Origin of the sequence: Micromonospora sp. AMSO31t, from assembly GCF_008868175.1 — a bacterium.
GTDB lineage: Bacteria > Actinomycetota > Actinomycetes > Mycobacteriales > Micromonosporaceae > Micromonospora.
On the sequence record NZ_WBKT01000148.1, the window covers coordinates 1 to 14615 of the forward strand.

The 14615-nt window shown below is 73.0% G+C and carries 12 protein-coding genes; 6 read left to right on the plus strand and 6 right to left on the minus strand.

Annotated features, from left to right (window positions below; all coding sequences use genetic code 11):
- Together F8274_RS32700 and F8274_RS24630 are read left to right on the plus strand one after the other, a co-directional pair.
- A partial coding sequence (locus tag F8274_RS32700; RefSeq protein ID WP_370518268.1) for a discoidin domain-containing protein occupies nucleotides 1-480 on the plus strand: 480 nt, incomplete at its 5' end.
- Between the two features lie 27 nt (nucleotides 481-507).
- Nucleotides 508-4299, plus strand: a complete 3792-nt coding sequence (locus F8274_RS24630; RefSeq protein WP_370518269.1) for a discoidin domain-containing protein — start codon at nucleotides 508-510, stop codon at nucleotides 4297-4299.
- 67 nt (nucleotides 4300-4366) lie between these two features.
- Here F8274_RS24630 and F8274_RS24635 read toward each other — a convergent pair whose 3' ends face one another.
- The 5 genes from F8274_RS24635 to F8274_RS24655 all read right to left on the minus strand — a co-directional run bounded on the left by F8274_RS24635 (nucleotide 4367) and on the right by F8274_RS24655 (nucleotide 8565).
- A complete protein-coding gene (locus F8274_RS24635; RefSeq protein WP_151464744.1) occupies nucleotides 4367-5434 on the minus strand; it encodes an SRPBCC domain-containing protein in 1068 nt (355 codons plus the stop codon).
- Between the two features lie 48 nt (nucleotides 5435-5482).
- Nucleotides 5483-6814 carry a low temperature requirement protein A gene (locus tag F8274_RS24640; RefSeq protein ID WP_151464745.1) on the minus strand — a complete coding sequence of 444 codons (1332 nt, stop codon included), beginning with the start codon at nucleotides 6812-6814 and terminating at the stop codon, nucleotides 5483-5485.
- 79 nt (nucleotides 6815-6893) lie between these two features.
- Nucleotides 6894-7550, minus strand: coding sequence for a GNAT family N-acetyltransferase (locus F8274_RS24645; RefSeq protein ID WP_225853954.1), 657 nt, complete (start codon nucleotides 7548-7550; stop codon nucleotides 6894-6896).
- A 52-nt stretch (nucleotides 7551-7602) separates the two neighbouring features.
- The gene (locus tag F8274_RS24650; RefSeq protein WP_151464746.1) at nucleotides 7603-7944 is read right to left on the minus strand and encodes an MmcQ/YjbR family DNA-binding protein; all 342 of its coding nucleotides are present in this window, start codon (nucleotides 7942-7944) and stop codon (nucleotides 7603-7605) included.
- A gap of 30 nt (nucleotides 7945-7974) precedes the next feature.
- The gene (locus F8274_RS24655; protein WP_151464747.1) at nucleotides 7975-8565 is read right to left on the minus strand and encodes a TetR/AcrR family transcriptional regulator; all 591 of its coding nucleotides are present in this window, start codon (nucleotides 8563-8565) and stop codon (nucleotides 7975-7977) included.
- 103 nt (nucleotides 8566-8668) lie between these two features.
- Between F8274_RS24655 and F8274_RS24660 the strand changes: the two genes are divergently transcribed.
- The 3 genes from F8274_RS24660 to F8274_RS24670 all read left to right on the plus strand — a co-directional run bounded on the left by F8274_RS24660 (nucleotide 8669) and on the right by F8274_RS24670 (nucleotide 11758).
- Complete coding sequence (locus F8274_RS24660; protein ID WP_151464748.1) at nucleotides 8669-9139, plus strand: MarR family winged helix-turn-helix transcriptional regulator; 471 nt, start codon at nucleotides 8669-8671, stop codon at nucleotides 9137-9139.
- On the plus strand, nucleotides 9136-10776 hold the full coding sequence (locus tag F8274_RS24665; protein ID WP_151464749.1) for an MDR family MFS transporter: 1641 nt from the start codon (nucleotides 9136-9138) through the stop codon (nucleotides 10774-10776). Before F8274_RS24660 ends, F8274_RS24665 begins: the two co-directional genes overlap by 4 nt.
- A gap of 97 nt (nucleotides 10777-10873) precedes the next feature.
- Entirely contained in the window at nucleotides 10874-11758 is an 885-nt protein-coding gene (locus F8274_RS24670) for a phosphatase PAP2 family protein (protein ID WP_225853955.1), read from the plus strand.
- 12 nt (nucleotides 11759-11770) lie between these two features.
- On the opposite strand, the gene F8274_RS24675 is transcribed toward F8274_RS24670, so the two are convergent.
- Nucleotides 11771-13846 (minus strand): cellulose binding domain-containing protein, encoded by a 2076-nt coding sequence (locus tag F8274_RS24675; protein ID WP_151464750.1) that lies wholly within the window; start codon nucleotides 13844-13846, stop codon nucleotides 11771-11773.
- Between the two features lie 244 nt (nucleotides 13847-14090).
- Here F8274_RS24675 and F8274_RS24680 point away from each other — a divergent pair.
- A partial coding sequence (locus tag F8274_RS24680) for a lytic polysaccharide monooxygenase auxiliary activity family 9 protein (RefSeq protein ID WP_151464751.1) occupies nucleotides 14091-14615 on the plus strand: 525 nt, incomplete at its 3' end.

Sequence of the window (14615 nt, forward strand, 5' to 3'; positions counted from 1 at the left end):
AGGTGTTCCTCCACCATGTCCAGATTCCGTACCCGGCTGGTCGCGGTGCTCGCCGCGGTCGCGCTGGCCGTCACGGCCCCGCCCCCGTCCCCGGCCGCCGCAGCCGGCGGTCCCAACCTCGCGCTCGGCCGCGCCGCCACGGCCAGCAGCGTCAACGGCCCGTACGCGGCCGGCAACCTCACCGACGGCAACGCCGGCAGCTACTGGGAGAGCGCCGGCAGCACCTTCCCCCAGTGGGCCCAGGTCGACCTCGGTTCCGCCCAGTCGGTCGACCAGGTCGTGCTGAAGCTCCCCACCGGCTGGGAGACCCGCACCGAGACCCTGTCGGTGCAGGGCAGCACCGACGGCGGCACCTTCACCACCCTGGCCGCCTCGGCGGGGCGCACCTTCAGCCCGGCCAACGGCAACACGGTCACGCTGAGCTTCCCGGCGACCAGCGCCCGCCACGTCCGGATCACGGTCACCGCCAACACCGGCTAGGCCGCCGCGCAGCTCGCCGAGCTGGAGGTGTACGGGTCGGCGAGCGCGTCGGCCAACCTGGCCCTGGGCCGGACCGTGGCCGAGAGCGGCCACTCCGACGTCTACGGCGCGGGCAACGCCAACGACGGCAACCCGGCCACCTACTGGGAGAGCGCCAACAACGCGTTCCCGCAGTGGATCCGGGTCGACCTCGGCGCCGCCGCGGCGGTCAACAAGGTGGTGCTGAAGCTTCCCGCCGGCTGGCCGGCACGCACGCAGACGCTCACCGTGCAGAGCAGCACCGACGGGTCCACCTTCGGCACCCTCGCCGGCTCCGCGGGGTACGCGTTCGACCCCGGCAGCGGCAACACGGTCACCGTCACCTTCGGCACGGCGACCACCCGCTACGTGCGGCTGCTGGTCACCGCCAACACCGGCTGGCCCGCCGGCCAGCTCGCCGAGCTGGAGGTCTACGGCCCGGCCACCGGCGACACCCAGCCGCCGAGCGCGCCCGGCAACCTGGCGTTCACCGAGCCGGCCGCCGACCAGGTCCGGCTCACCTGGACGGCGTCGACCGACAACGTCGGCGTCACCGGCTACGACGTCTACGCCAACGGGACGCTGCGCACCAGCGTCAGCGGGTCGACTCTCACGTACACCGACACCCAGCCGGCCGGCGCCACCGTCGCCTACACCGTCCGGGCGCGCGACGCGGCCGGCAACCAGTCGACGCCCAGCAACACGGTCACCCGCACCGGCAACACCGGGGACACCACGGCGCCGACCGCGCCGGGCAACCTGGCGTACACCCAGCCGGCGTCCGGGCAGGTCCGGCTGACCTGGACGGCGTCGACCGACAACGTCGGCGTCACCGGCTACGACGTCTACGCCAACAACGCCCTGCGGGGCAGCGTCAACGGGTCCACCCTCGCCTACACCGACAGCCAGCCGGACAGCGCCACCGTCTCGTACTTCGTCCGGGCGCGGGACGCGGCCGGGAACGTCTCGGCGACCTCCAACACGGTCACCCGGACCGGCAGTACCTCGGGCGGCACCAACCTGGCCGCCGGCAAGCCCATCACCGCATCCTCGGTGGTGCACGTGTTCACCGCGGCCAACGCCAACGACGGTGACGTGACGACCTACTGGGAGGGCGCGCCGGGGGCGTACCCGAGCACGCTGACCGTCGCGCTCGGTGCCAACGCCAGCATCAGCGCCGTCGTGGTCAAGCTCAACCCCGACCCGGTCTGGGGGCCGCGCACACAGACTTTCCAGGTGCTCGGCCGGGAGCAGTCCGCCTCCGGGTTCACCAGCGTGGTCGGCTCGGCGACGTACTCGTTCACCCCGAGCAGCAGCAACACGGTGACCATCCCGGTCAGCGCCACCGCCGCGGACGTGCGGCTGCAGTTCACCGCTAACTCGGGCTCCTCCAACGGCCAGGTCGCCGAGTTCCAGGTGATCGGCACCCCGGCGCCGAACCCTGACCTCACGGTCACGGCCCTGTCCGCGGCGCCGTCCGCGCCCGTGGAGACCGACCCGGTCACCCTCTCCGCCACCGTCCGCAACGCCGGCACGGCGCCGGCCGCCGCCTCCGCGGTGACCTTCTCCCTGGGTACGACGAAGGTCGGCACCGCGGCCGTCGGGGCGCTCGCGGCCGGTGCGTCGGCGACCGTCACACTCGCCATCGGCGCGCGCAACGCCGGCAGCTACGAGGTGACCGCGACCGCCGACGAGGCGAACACGGTCATCGAGCAGAACGAGTCGAACAACAGCCGGACCGCCTCGCTGACGGTCAGCGCGGTGCCCAGCTCCGACCTGGTCGCCGGGGCGGTCACCTGGTCACCCGGCACGCCGAGCGCCGGCGCCGCGGTCAGCTTCGCGGTGTCGATCCGCAACCAGGGCACGGTCGCCTCGGCCGGCGGGGCGCACGGCATCACCCTCACCCTGCTCAGCGACACCGGCGCGGTGGTGCGCACCCTGACCGGCTCGTACAGCGGCGCCCTGGCGGCCGGTGCGACCAGCCCGCCGGTCAACCTGGGCACCTGGACGGCGGCGAACGGGAAGTACGCGGTGCGGGTGGCGCTCGCCGCCGACGCCAACGAGCTGCCCGTCAAGCAGCAGAACAACACCAGCGAGCGGCCGCTCTTCGTCGGGCGGGGCGCGAACCTCGCGTACGACATGTACGAGGCCGAGGACGGCCGGGTCGGCGGCGGGGCGCAGGTGCTCGGGCCGAACCGGACCATCGGCGACCTGGCCGGCGAGGCGTCCGGCCGCCGGGCGGTCACCCTGAACACCACCGGGGCGTACGTCGAGTGGACCACCCGGGCGCCCACCAACACCCTGGTCACCCGCTTCTCCATCCCGGACGCGCCGGGCGGCGGCGGGATCGACTCGACGTTGAACATCTACGTCAACGGGGTGCTGCACAAGCCGATCAACCTGACCTCGAAGCACATCTGGCTCTACGGGGCCGAGGCCGGCCCGAGCGACTCGCCGGGCGCCGGCGCGCCCCGCCACCTGTACGACGAGGCCAACGTGATGTTGAACTCGACCGTCCCGGCCGGCGCCACCATCCGGCTCCAGAAGGACCCGGCCAACAGCACCACGTACGCGATCGACTTCGTCAACACCGAGCTGGTGTCGCCCCGGGCCAACCCGGACCCGGCCCGCTACACGGTGCCGAACGGCTTCAGCCACGCCGACGTGCAGAACGCCCTGGACGCCGTCCGGATGGACCCCACCGGTAACCTCGTCGGCGTCTACCTGCCGCCGGGCACCTACGACACCGCCCAGAAGTTCCAGGTGTACGGCAAGCCGGTCCGGGTGGTCGGCGCGGGCATGTGGTACACCCGCTTCCAGACGCCCACCAACCAGCAGAACACCGACGCCGGTTTCCGGGTGGAGTCCTCGGCGAGCGGGTCGACCTTCGCCCACCTGGCCTTCTTCGGCAACTACACCAACCGGATCGACGGTCCGGGCAAGGTGTGGGGCGAGCTGAAGGACGTCGACAACATGACGCTGGACAGCGTCTGGGTCGAGCACACCGTCTGCGCGTACTGGGGGGTGAGCGTCAGCGGGCTGACCATCCGGGACAGCCGGTTCCGGGACACCTTCGCCGACGCGGTCAACATGACCAACGCCAGCACGAACAACCTGGTCACCAACTCGGAGGGCCGCTCCAACGGCGACGACGCCTTCGCGCTGTTCTCCGCGACCGACCAGGGTGGCTCGGGCGGCAACCACGGCAACGTGTTCGAGAACCTGAGCGCCACGCTGACGTGGCGGGCGGCCGGGGTGGCGGTGTACGGCGGCTACGACAACGTCTTCCGCAACCTCTACATCGCCGACATGCTGACGTACTCGGGCATCACCGTGAGCTCGCTGGACTTCGGCTACCCGTTCGTCGGCTTCGGCGCCAGCCCGCCCACGCAGTTCCAGAACGTCTCGCTGATCCGGGCGGGCGGCCACTTCTGGGGTCAGCAGACGTTCCCGGCCCTGTGGCTCTTCTCCGCCTCCAAGGAGTTCCGCGGCATCCGGATCTCCGACGTGGACATCGTCGACCCGACGTACTCCGGGATCATGTTCCAGACCAAGTACAACGGCAGCCAACCGGAGAACCCGGTCACCGACACGGTCCTGACCAACGTGTCGATCTCCGGGGCCAGGCGGAGCGGCGATGCCTTCGACGCCAAGTCGGGCTTCGGCATCTGGGTCAACGAGATGCCCGAGCCGGGGCAGGGCCCGGCGGTCGGCTCCGCCACCTTCACCAACCTCCGGCTCACTGACAACTACCAGGACATCAGGAACACGACCAGCACGTTCACCATCAACCGGAACTGACCCCTCGATCAGCGGCGCCGCCGGGAGGACCCGTCCTCCGGGCGGCGCCGCGCCGCGGGCGCACCGCTCACAACCCGGCGCAGGCCGCGCCGTCCACCGTGCAGCCCTCCGGCTCGTTGGCCGCCAGGTCCGGATCCCGCACGTCGAACCGGATGGTGGTCGACCCACCCGCCGGCACCGCCGCGCCCGTGAAGGTGACCACCGCCCCGTCCTGCTTCGCCTCGGCCCCGTTGACACTGCTGACCGTGGCGTCGTCGCCCAGCGTCACGGTCACCGTCCAGTCCGGCTTCGCTGCCGGACCGGGATTGCTCACCACCACCTGGCCCCGGTAGCCGAAGACCCGGTCGGAGACCGTTTCGTAGGTGGCGGCCAGCCGAGCAGCCGGCCGGGCGCTGGGGCTGGCCGTACGGGTCGGGGAGGCGGCCGCGGTCGCGCTCGGCGCGACGCTGCGGCGGGTGGCCGACGGCGTGGGCCGGGACGGGGTGGCCCGGGGCGGCGCGCTGCTCGTGGAGGGCCCGGCCAGCGGCGACGCCGGTGTCGACGCCGGCAGGGCGGCCGGCGTCCTGGGCGCGGGCCGGGTGGCCCACACCGTCGCCCCGGCGGCCACGCCGAGCACCGCCAGCACGCCGGCCACCCGCAGCACCAGACGACGCCTGGTCCGGCCACGCCCCTCATCATCGGGCCGGACCACCGGCAGTTCGGCGGTCAGGCCACCCTCGGCCCGGCGCAGGTCGACCTCCTGGAACGCGAGCCAGTCGAGGATCGCCGGGAGCCGTCCGGTCACCGCCCGCTGGTGCTGCTCGGCGCGCCGGTCGGCGTCCCAGTCGCCCTCCTCCAGCACCTCGCGCACGGACAGCCGGGAACCGTGGCCGAGGGGCGCCAGGTCGCACGCCAGCCGGGTGCTGCGGTCCCCCTCGCGGCAGCGCAGCACCAGCCGTTCCGGCGCGCGCAGCTCGACCACCTCCACCTCGGTGTCGGCGTCGTAGCCGGGCAGCCCCCCGGTCCGCAGCAGCGTTCGGTCGCCCAGCGACTCGCTTCCGGCGAACCACTTGGCGAGCAGCGCCTGTTCCGTCAGCGCCCGCCAGATTCGTGCCGGCGGGTGGAACAGGTCGACCTCGGTGGCGATCTCGATCACGCGGAGACTCTAAGGCCAGCCGTCCCACCATGGGGAACGGGCGGCCGGCTACCCGGTGGACCGGTCCGGGCCGCCGTCGTGCCAGCGGGCACGGAAGGCCGCCTCGCCCGCCTCGTGACTGGCCTTCTCCTCGAACACCGTCCGACGCAGCGCGGTCCGGGCATCCGCCATCAGCACCAGCTCGACCGCGACGAGCGCGACGCAGATCGCGGTGAGCAGCCCGAGCGCGGCGAGGACGGGCAGGTCCCGGGCGACCGGCAGCCCGACGGCGAGCGCGGCGAGGGCGCCGACCCGGGTCCACGACACGGTCTTCAGGGTGCGCAGCTGGAATGCCATGTCGGCGGCGAGAAAGATCATCACTCCGGCGAAGAGGAGCGGCACGGCCGGTCCGTGGCCCCGCTCGGCCACCCCGCCGACCGGGTCGGTGATCGTCCGCACCAGCTCCTCCGCACCGATCGCGAACAGGATCACCCCGGCGATCATGGGCAGGTAGAGATAGGCGTACGCGTCCCGGGCCATCGCCACGCGCGGGTGGCCCTCCGCGGCGTGCAGCGCGATCCGGGCGGCCGGGCCGATCATGTCGAAGTGCGCCCACCAGAGCGCCGCCGTGAACAGGATGCCGAAGATCGCCGCGGGGATGGCCGGCCAGGTCACCGGCTTGCCGATCAGGTTGCCGCCGACGCCGACCGAGATCACCGACTCGCCCAGCGCGATGATCAGGATCAGGTCGTAACGCTCGGTCCAGTGCTCGGCGGAGGTGACCTGCCAGCCCTTGGTGCCGGACAGCAGGCCGCCGGCGTACTGCACGACCACCACGCCGATCCAGAGCCCGTCGCGCAGCCACAACCCGAGTTCCGGGTCGGCGACCCTCGGCGGGAGCAGCGCCGCGACCAGCAGCAGGCAGGTGGTGATCAGCACCTCGGGGACGAACTGCCACAGCTTGCGCCGGCCCGCCGGGTCGCCCCGGGTCGCGTACACGTAGAGCGACAGGTGCACGGCGCGGATCACCACGTAGCTGACGGTGACCAGCATCGGCCCGGCGGTGCCCTGCTGGAGGTCGCCGAAGGTCTGCGGCAGGGCGAGCGCGAAGGTGAACAACGCGATCATGCCGATCACCATGAGCGCCGGGACGAAACCCTCGCCCAGCCGCAGCCGGCTGGCCACGACGCTGTGCACCACCCAGCACCACCAGAGCACGGCGAGGACCAGCATGGCGTGCAGCAGCTCGCGTCCGGTCACGTTCGCGGCGGTGGCCCGCGTGATGATGAAGAACGACACCACGAAGACGAGGTCGAAGAAGATCTCGAACTTGTCCACCCGGGCGGCCGGGGCGATCGGCATGGCGGGACCCAGCCCTTTGCGCCACCGGTCGCCACCCACCGCACGAGTCTGTCAGCGCCGGACCGGCCGGCGGGGCGGAATCGAGCGCCGTCCGCCCGCGACCGGCCGTCGTCGCAGCTCAGGTGGTGGACCGCCCCAGGTAGGTGAGCGGACCCGGGTCGGGGACCGGGATCACGTGGAAGCCCAGCCGGTCGTAGAAACCGCGCGCGCGGACGTTGGCGGTGACCATGCCGACGTGCAGCGCGGGCGCGCCGGCCCGGGCGGCGGCGGCCAGGAACGTCTCCAGCAGCCGCCGGCCGTGGCCGTGCCCCTGGTGGCTGGGGAGCAGGTCGATGTGCAGGTGGGCCGGGTAGCCGGCCAGCTCCGGCAGGAGCATCCGCTCGGGACGGTGGTGCAGGGCGATCATCTCCTCGTCCGGGGTGCGCGGGTCACCGGCCGGCGCCGGGTAGCGGTGCGCCAGCCGGGGGATCCAGACGTGCCGGTAGGCGCGGACGAAGGCGGCGGTGTCGGTGGTGCCGACCACGTAGCCGACCACCCGGCCTGCGTCGGCCAGGACGAACGCCAGGTCGGGTTCGAGGTGCAGGTAGGGCCCGGCGAACAGGTCGGGCATGAGGTCGTCCGAGGCGTACCGGCCCCGGGCGTCGCCGCCGGCGTCGGCGGTGCGCACGCAGATGTCGTAGACCGCGTCGTGGTCGGCGGGGCGGTACGGCCGGACGGCCGCCGTGGATGTCGTGGTGCCGCTCATGCCGCGACCGTACGGCGTGGTGCCGCTCATGCCGCGACCGTACGGCGTGGTACCGCTCTCACCGAAGCCTCGCCGGTCGCGGCTAGCCGCCCAGCCGCTGGCGGGCCAGGAACTTCGGGACCACCATCCGCCACGCCTCGCAGACCAGCTCGGTCATCTGGTCGTGGTCGAGCCGCTCCAGGTGGCAGCAGACCCAGTTGAACCGCAGGTCGGAGGGGCGGGGCAGGAAGAACAGCGCCGGATCGGCGGCGACGAGCCCGTCCCGCTGCTCCTTCGGGTAGCCGAAGCCCATGGTCTGCTCGTCGCGACTGAACGCGACGTAGACGATCGCGCCGACCCGGAACTTGACCCGGTCGTGGATCAGGTGCTCGCTGGTGCGGGGCAGCGTGCGCGCCAGGGCACGGACGTCGTCGACGGTGACCACGGCGAGGACGCTAGCCCCACGGTGCGACAGTCAGCCGGTCGCCGGGGCGGCGTGGGCGAGCGCGGCCCGCAGCGTGTCGGCCAGCGGGTGGTCCGGCTGCTCGATCCACTGCTGGACGGCGACCCGCAGGGTGGCCAGGAAGGTCGCGGTCAGGATCCGCGCGCGCAGCGCCACGTCGGGGCCGGTGAGTCGGCGGCCGAGCTCCCCGGCCAGCTCGCGCTCGATCGCCGTGTACGCGGCCACCTGGTGCGCCAGCAGGCCCGGGTTGCCGTGCAGCCGGCGGCGCCGGTTGAGCCAGGACTCGGCGGTCTCGTCGTACATCTCGTCGGCCTGGCGCAGGGCGGCCCCGCTCAGCGCCGCCCACGGTGTCAGGTCGGCGGGCTGCTCGGCGATCAGGTCGAGCAGCCGGCGCAGCCGCATGGTGTCGCCGTGGAAGAGGGCCTCCTCCTTGCTGGAGAAGTAGTTGGAGAAGGTGCGGCGGGACACGTTGGCGGCGTCCGCGATGGCCTCGACGGTGACCCGGTCCGGCCCCTGCTCGGCGGCGAGACGCAGGGCCGCCTCGTGCAGGGCGAGGCGGGTCGCCGCCTTCTTCCGCTCGCGCAGCCCGGTCGACTCCTCCATGGCTCGCCAGCGTACGTGATCCGTTTCTCAATGAGCAAACTTGCCTGATGCGCAAGATTCACGAATCATTGCTTGAGGCAACCAACGCAGGGGGAGGGGAAGAGTGGACGCGACCAGCCGTGAGCTCGTCGCCCGGTTGCAGGACCTGCTGACCGGCGTGCGACTGCTCAAGCAGCGGCGCGCCGACGACCGGCCGGCCGTGCCGCCCGGCCTCGTGGGCCTGCTCCGGCACATCGACGGGGACGGCGTCACGGGCTGCCACGCCCGGGACCTGGCGGAGCGCAGCCGGCTCGATCCGTCGACGGTCAGCCGCGCGGTCGCCGCCCTGGTCGCCGACGGCCTGGTCGACCGGCGCGCCGACCCGCAGGACCGGCGCGCCAGCCACCTGACGATCACCCCGGCCGGCCGGGCCGCCATGACGGAGGCCTACGACTGGTACGGCGGAGTGCTCTCCCGGGCGCTCGCCGACTGGACCCCCGGCGAGGTGGCGGCCCTGTCCGCCGCGCTCGCGCGCCTCACCCGCGACCTCGAGGTCGCCCTCACCCGACACGACAACCTGGAGGACGCGCGATGAGCGCACCCACCGCGACGGCGGACGCCGCGCCCATGAGCCGGCGGAAGACGCTGGAAGCCCTCAGCGGCCTGTTGCTGGTGCTCTTCGTGGCCATGCTGAGCGGCACGGTCGTCTCGACCGCCCTGCCGAAGATCATCGGATCGCTCAACGGCTCGCAGACCCAGTACACCTGGGTGGTCACCGCCACCCTGCTCACCGCCACGGCGACCACCCCGATCTGGGGCAAGCTCGCCGACCTGTTCAACAAGAAGCTGCTCATCCAGGTCGCCATCGTGGTCTTCCTGGCCGGCTCGGTCGCGGCCGGCTTCGCGCACTCCGCCGGCCAGCTCATCGCCGCCCGCGCCTTCCAGGGCATCGGCGTCGGCGGTCTCCAGGCCCTGGTCCAGGTGGCCATCGCGGCGATGATCCCGCCCCGGGAGCGCGGTCGCTACAACGGCTACCTGGGCGGCGTGATGGCCCTCGCCACGGTCGGCGGCCCGCTGCTCGGCGGCCTCATCGTGGACACCTCCTGGCTCGGCTGGCGCTGGTGCTTCTTCGTCGGCGTGCCGGTCGCGGCCGTCGCGCTGTTCCTGCTCCAGGTCACCCTGCACCTGCCCACCGCGCGGCGGGACAACGTGAAGATCGACTACCTGGGCGCCACCCTGATCGCCGCCGGCGTCAGCCTGCTGCTGGTCTGGATCTCGTTCGTCGACGGCTCGTTCGCCTGGCTGTCCTGGCAGACCGGCGCGATGGTCGGCGGCTCGGTGCTGCTGCTCGCCCTCGCCGTCCTGGTGGAGTCGCGGGCCGCCGAGCCCGTCGTGCCGCTGGAGATCGTCCGCGAGCGCACCACGGCGCTGGCCATCCTCGGCAGCCTCGCGGTCGGCATGGCGATGTTCGGCGGCGCGGTCTTCCTCGGCCAGTACTTCCAGATCGGCCGCGGCTACAGCCCGACCGAGGCCGGCCTGCTCACCATCCCGATGATGGCCGGCGTGCTGCTGTCCTCGATCGTCGCCGGCCGGCTCATCACGGCCTCCGGGAAGATCAAGCCGTACATCGTCGCCGGGTCGATCATCCTGGTCGTCGGCTTCGCGCTGCTCGGCACCATCGACCACGAGACCTCGCTGGTCCTCGTCGGCGCCGCCATGTTCATCGTCGGCGTGGGCGTCGGCATGACCATGCAGAACCTGGTGCTCGCGGTGCAGAACACCGTGGCGCTCAAGGACATCGGCGCGGCGAGCTCCAGCGTGGCGTTCTTCCGCTCGCTCGGCGGCACCATCGGCGTGTCGGTGCTCGGCGCGGTCCTGGCGCGCCAGGTCACCGACCGGATCACCCACGACCTGGCCGCGGCCGGGCTCCCCACCTCGGGGGGCGGCGGCAGCAGCACGCTCAACCTCGCCGCCCTGCCCGCGCCGGTACAGCACATTGTGCGGGCCGCGTATGGTGACGCGACCGGGCACATCTTCCTGATCTCGGCCGCCATCGCGGTCGTCGGGATCCTGGCCGCGCTGCTGCTCAAGCCGGTCACCCTGCGGTCCAGCCTGGACCTGCCCGACACCGCCCGCTCGGTCGCCGTCGCGGCCGACGCGGTCGACGGGGCGCCCGCCTTCGACGAGGTGGCCGTGGACGTCGCGGGGCCGGGCGAACGCGCCCGCCGCTGACGCCCCGTCGTCCCAGGGCCGTCGCCGATCCGGCGGCGGCCCTGGTCCGTGCCCACCCGGGCCGGCGTCACGCCGGCCGTGACCGAATCGAGGCGCCGTGGACACCACGCAGCCCGCGCCACCGCCGGTGACCGTCGACGCGCGGCCGGCCGGTGCGGTGCGCCGGGCGGTCCGCGAGCTGGCCCTCGTCGCCGCGCTCTTCCTCGCCTACAAGGCGGGCCGGGTGGCGGTGGCCGGGCGGTCCGGGACCGCGCGGGCCAACGGGGAGCGGATCTGGTGGCTGGAGCGGCTGCTCCACCTGCCGGACGAGGCCGCCGTGCAGGCCCCCTTGCTGGTCCACGAGCTGCCGGTCCGGCTGGCCAACTGCTACTACGCGTACGTGCACTTCCCGGCCACCGTGCTCTGCCTGGTCTGGCTCTACCTCCGCCATCCCGTGCACTACCGGTGGATGCGGCGGGCCCTCGCCGTGCTCACCGCGGCGGCGCTCGCCCTGCACGTTCTCGTGCCGCTCGCTCCGCCCCGGATGACCGCGCTCACCGGCCTGGTGGACACCGGCAGCCGTTACGGCCCCGCCGTCTACGGCCCGCCCGACACCGACACGCTGAGCAACCAGTACGCGGCCATGCCCTCCCTGCACGTCGGGTGGGCCGTCGCCGTGGCTGTCGCGCTGGTCACCGTCACCTCCGGGCGGTGGCGGTGGCTCTGGCTGGCCCACCCCGTGCTCACCCTGCTCGTGGTGGTCGGCACCGGCAACCACTACTGGCTCGACGGGATCGTCGCGGTGACGCTGCTCGGGGTGATCCTGCTTGGGTTGCCCCGACCGGGAGCGTCGCGCCGACGACCGGCCGGCCCGCAGTCCGCCGCGCGCCTGCGCCCGCACGTGGTCCCGGCTCCGCGCCGTCCGGGGAGCGCGGGCCGCCGACGGAGCCCGCGGACCCCGTCGGCGGCCGACGGCCGGCTCCGGCCACCCCGCCGGGGATGACCGCCGCCCGGTTCACCCCGTGGAGCACACGGTCCCGTTGAGCCGGAACGCGCCGGGCGGCACGTTCGGCCCGCTGTACGCGCCGACGAAGCCGGCGCTGGCGCTGCCGCCACCGGCGGCCAGCCGGCGGTTGTCGGCGGTGCTGGTCGCCGTGACCCGGGTCCCCACCTGCGACCAGTTGGCGCTCCAGCCGCTGCTCACCTGCTGCCAGTCGGTGGGCCAGGTCCAGGTGAGCGTCCAGCCGTCGATCGCGCTCGGGCCGGTGTTCACGATGTCGACGGTCGCCACGTAACCGTTGCCCCAGTCGGTGTCCGGGTGGAAACGCACGGCGCAGGTGCTGGCGGCCGGGCTGCCGGTGACGAAGGTGAGCGGCGGGGAGGACCAGGAGACCCGGCCCGCGGTGTCCCGGGCGAGCACGTTGACCGTGTACCGGGTGCCGGGTTCGAGGTTGCCGACCGTGAGCGACGTGCGGGTCGTCTCGCCGAGCTGCTCGCTGACCGCCCCGTGCTGCCGGTACACCTCGTACTTGGCGATCGGTGCGCCGCCGGGCGCGGCCGGCGGCCAGGAGATCGTCGCCGTCCGGTCGGTGACCGCGCCGGCGGTGGGCCGGCCCGGCGCGGCGGGCCGGCCGGCGACCACACCGGCGGGGCGCAGCACGAGCGTGGTCAGCGAGTACGGCGGCAGGGTCCGGCTGGTCCCGTCGCCGGAGCGGCCGGTGGCCACCCCGCCCGCGCCGTTGGTCAGCGTGTGCACGGTCGGCGCCTCGTCCGCCGGGGTGAAGCCGGCGTAGTCGATGGCCACCGGGTACGCGGTGTCCGGGTCCTTGTTCAGCAGCAGGACCGCCAGGCTGCCGTCGGGCCGGCGGGCCGCGTGCGCGGTGACCAGCGGCTGGTCGGTGCCGGCGCGGACGAACTGGTCGCCCGCCCGGGCGAAGAGGTTCATCATGGACAACCCGTGGTACGGCGCGAACGGCGTGTTGAACGGCGGCTCGCAGACCGACCCGTCGGCCGTGCACCCGCCGCTGGACAGCAGCCCGAAGTCGCCGTAGTCGGTCTGCCCGGCGACCTGCGAGACCGTGCCGATCCCGTTGTGCGTGTTCCACCACTGCACGGTGAAGACACCCTGTTCCAGCAGCCCGCTGTAGGCGTCGGCCAGGAAGAGCGCGCCCGGCTGGGTGTTCTGGCCGGCGCCGACGTTCAGCTCGGTGAAGCTGATCCCGATCCGGCCGGCGTCCGGGCCGGCGTAGCGGGCGATCTGCTGGCGCAGCAGCCAGGCGGCGTCGGGGAGGTGGCTGGTCCGGGTGAGGGATTCGGCGGCCGTGCCGCCGGGGTACCAGTGCACGTCCACGAAGTCGATCTTCGGGCCGGCGAGGGAGAGCACGGTCTGGTTCCAGGGGCCGGGGTCCGCGCCGGCGGTCAGCCCGTCGGGCCAGTTGCCCGGCATGGTGAGCACCGCGCCGACCTTGATGCCGGGGTCGACCGCCTTCATGGCGTCGGCGTACTCGACGACCAGGCGGGCGTACTGGGTGGCGCTCTTGTCGGGGTGGTCGTCGGCCTCCCAGGCCGAGCCGTAGTGGCCGTTGCCGTAGTTCTCGTTGCCGACGGTCCACCAGGTCGCGTCGTAGCCCTTGGTGACGTTGGCGTACCGCACCCAGTCGGCGGCCTCGGCCGGGGTGCCGGTGCCGTAGTTGGCGATGATCATCGGCTCGGCGCCGACCCGCCGGGCCGCGGCCATGAAGGTGTCGAAGTCGGTGTCGGGCGCGACGTAACCGCCGGGCGCGGTGTGCGTCCGCCAGTGGTAGATGTCGGCGTACGAGCCGCCCGGGTAGCGCAGCATCGTCACGCCGGCCGCCCGGAGCAGGTCCGACGTCTCGGTGCTGCCCAGCTGCGCGTCCCAGATGGCGTGGTTGAGGCCGAGCGCGGTGTCCGGCACGGTGGCCAACCCGGCGCGGGCGTTCACGGTCACCGTCACCGGGTCGGCCGTTGCTCCGGCGGCGGGCGGGCCGACGGCGGCCGGCGCGGCGAGGGCGAGCAGGAGGCTCGCCGCGTACGCCGTGACCCGGCGCGGGATGGAGGAGGTTCTGCTCATGCGGGGTTCCTTCGAGGTCGGGCGGTCGTCTGTCCTGCGTCGCCCTCCCGGTGTCCGGGTGCCCTGGGAACGACGTCGGCCCCGCGCAGAGCCATCGACGTCCCAGAATCCCATGCCGGCGCCGGAGCGCTCAAGGATGATCTCGGATACGCGACTTAATTTATAGACAGGAGTCTTTACTGTTAACAAGGTTTAATTTATGTTCATTGACATCTCCTCCCACCGCCCCGAAGGAGTTGCCGCCATGCGCCGAAGAATCACCCTGCCGCTGCTCACCACGGGTGCGGTCACCGCCACCCTGGCGGTAGCCGCTCCCGCCCAGGCCCACGGCTACGTCTCGTCGCCCCCCAGCCGCCAGGCGCTCTGCGCCCAGAACCGGGTGCCGGACTGCGGCCAGATCAAGTACGAGCCGCAGAGCGTCGAGGGCCCCAAGGGCCTCAAGAGCTGCCACGCCGGCATCGCCCAGTTCGCCGTGCTCAACGACGACGGCCGCGGCTGGCCCGCCACCTCGGTCGGCAGCTCGGTGACGTTCACCTGGGTCAACACCGCCCGGCACGCCACGTCCAACTGGGAGTACTGGATCGGCAACACCCGGGTCGCGGTCGTCGACGGCGGCGGCCGCCAGCCCGGCGCCACCGTGTCGCACACCGTCAACCTGGGCGGCTTCTCCGGCCGGCAGAAGCTCCTCGCCGTCTGGAACATCGCCGACACGGCGAACGCCTTCTACTCCTGCGTCGACCTCCAGATCGGCGGGGGCGGCGGCGGCAAC

Coding starts and splice junctions, on each gene's coding strand:
- F8274_RS24645 (WP_225853954.1), bottom strand. CDS start 7,550: ATGAGCGGCACCACGCCGTACGGTCGCGGCATGAGCGGCACCACGACA.
- F8274_RS24655 (WP_151464747.1), bottom strand. CDS start 8,565: ATGGAGGAGTCGACCGGGCTGCGCGAGCGGAAGAAGGCGGCGACCCGC.
- F8274_RS24665 (WP_151464749.1), top strand. CDS start 9,136: ATGAGCGCACCCACCGCGACGGCGGACGCCGCGCCCATGAGCCGGCGG.
- F8274_RS24675 (WP_151464750.1), bottom strand. CDS start 13,846: ATGAGCAGAACCTCCTCCATCCCGCGCCGGGTCACGGCGTACGCGGCG.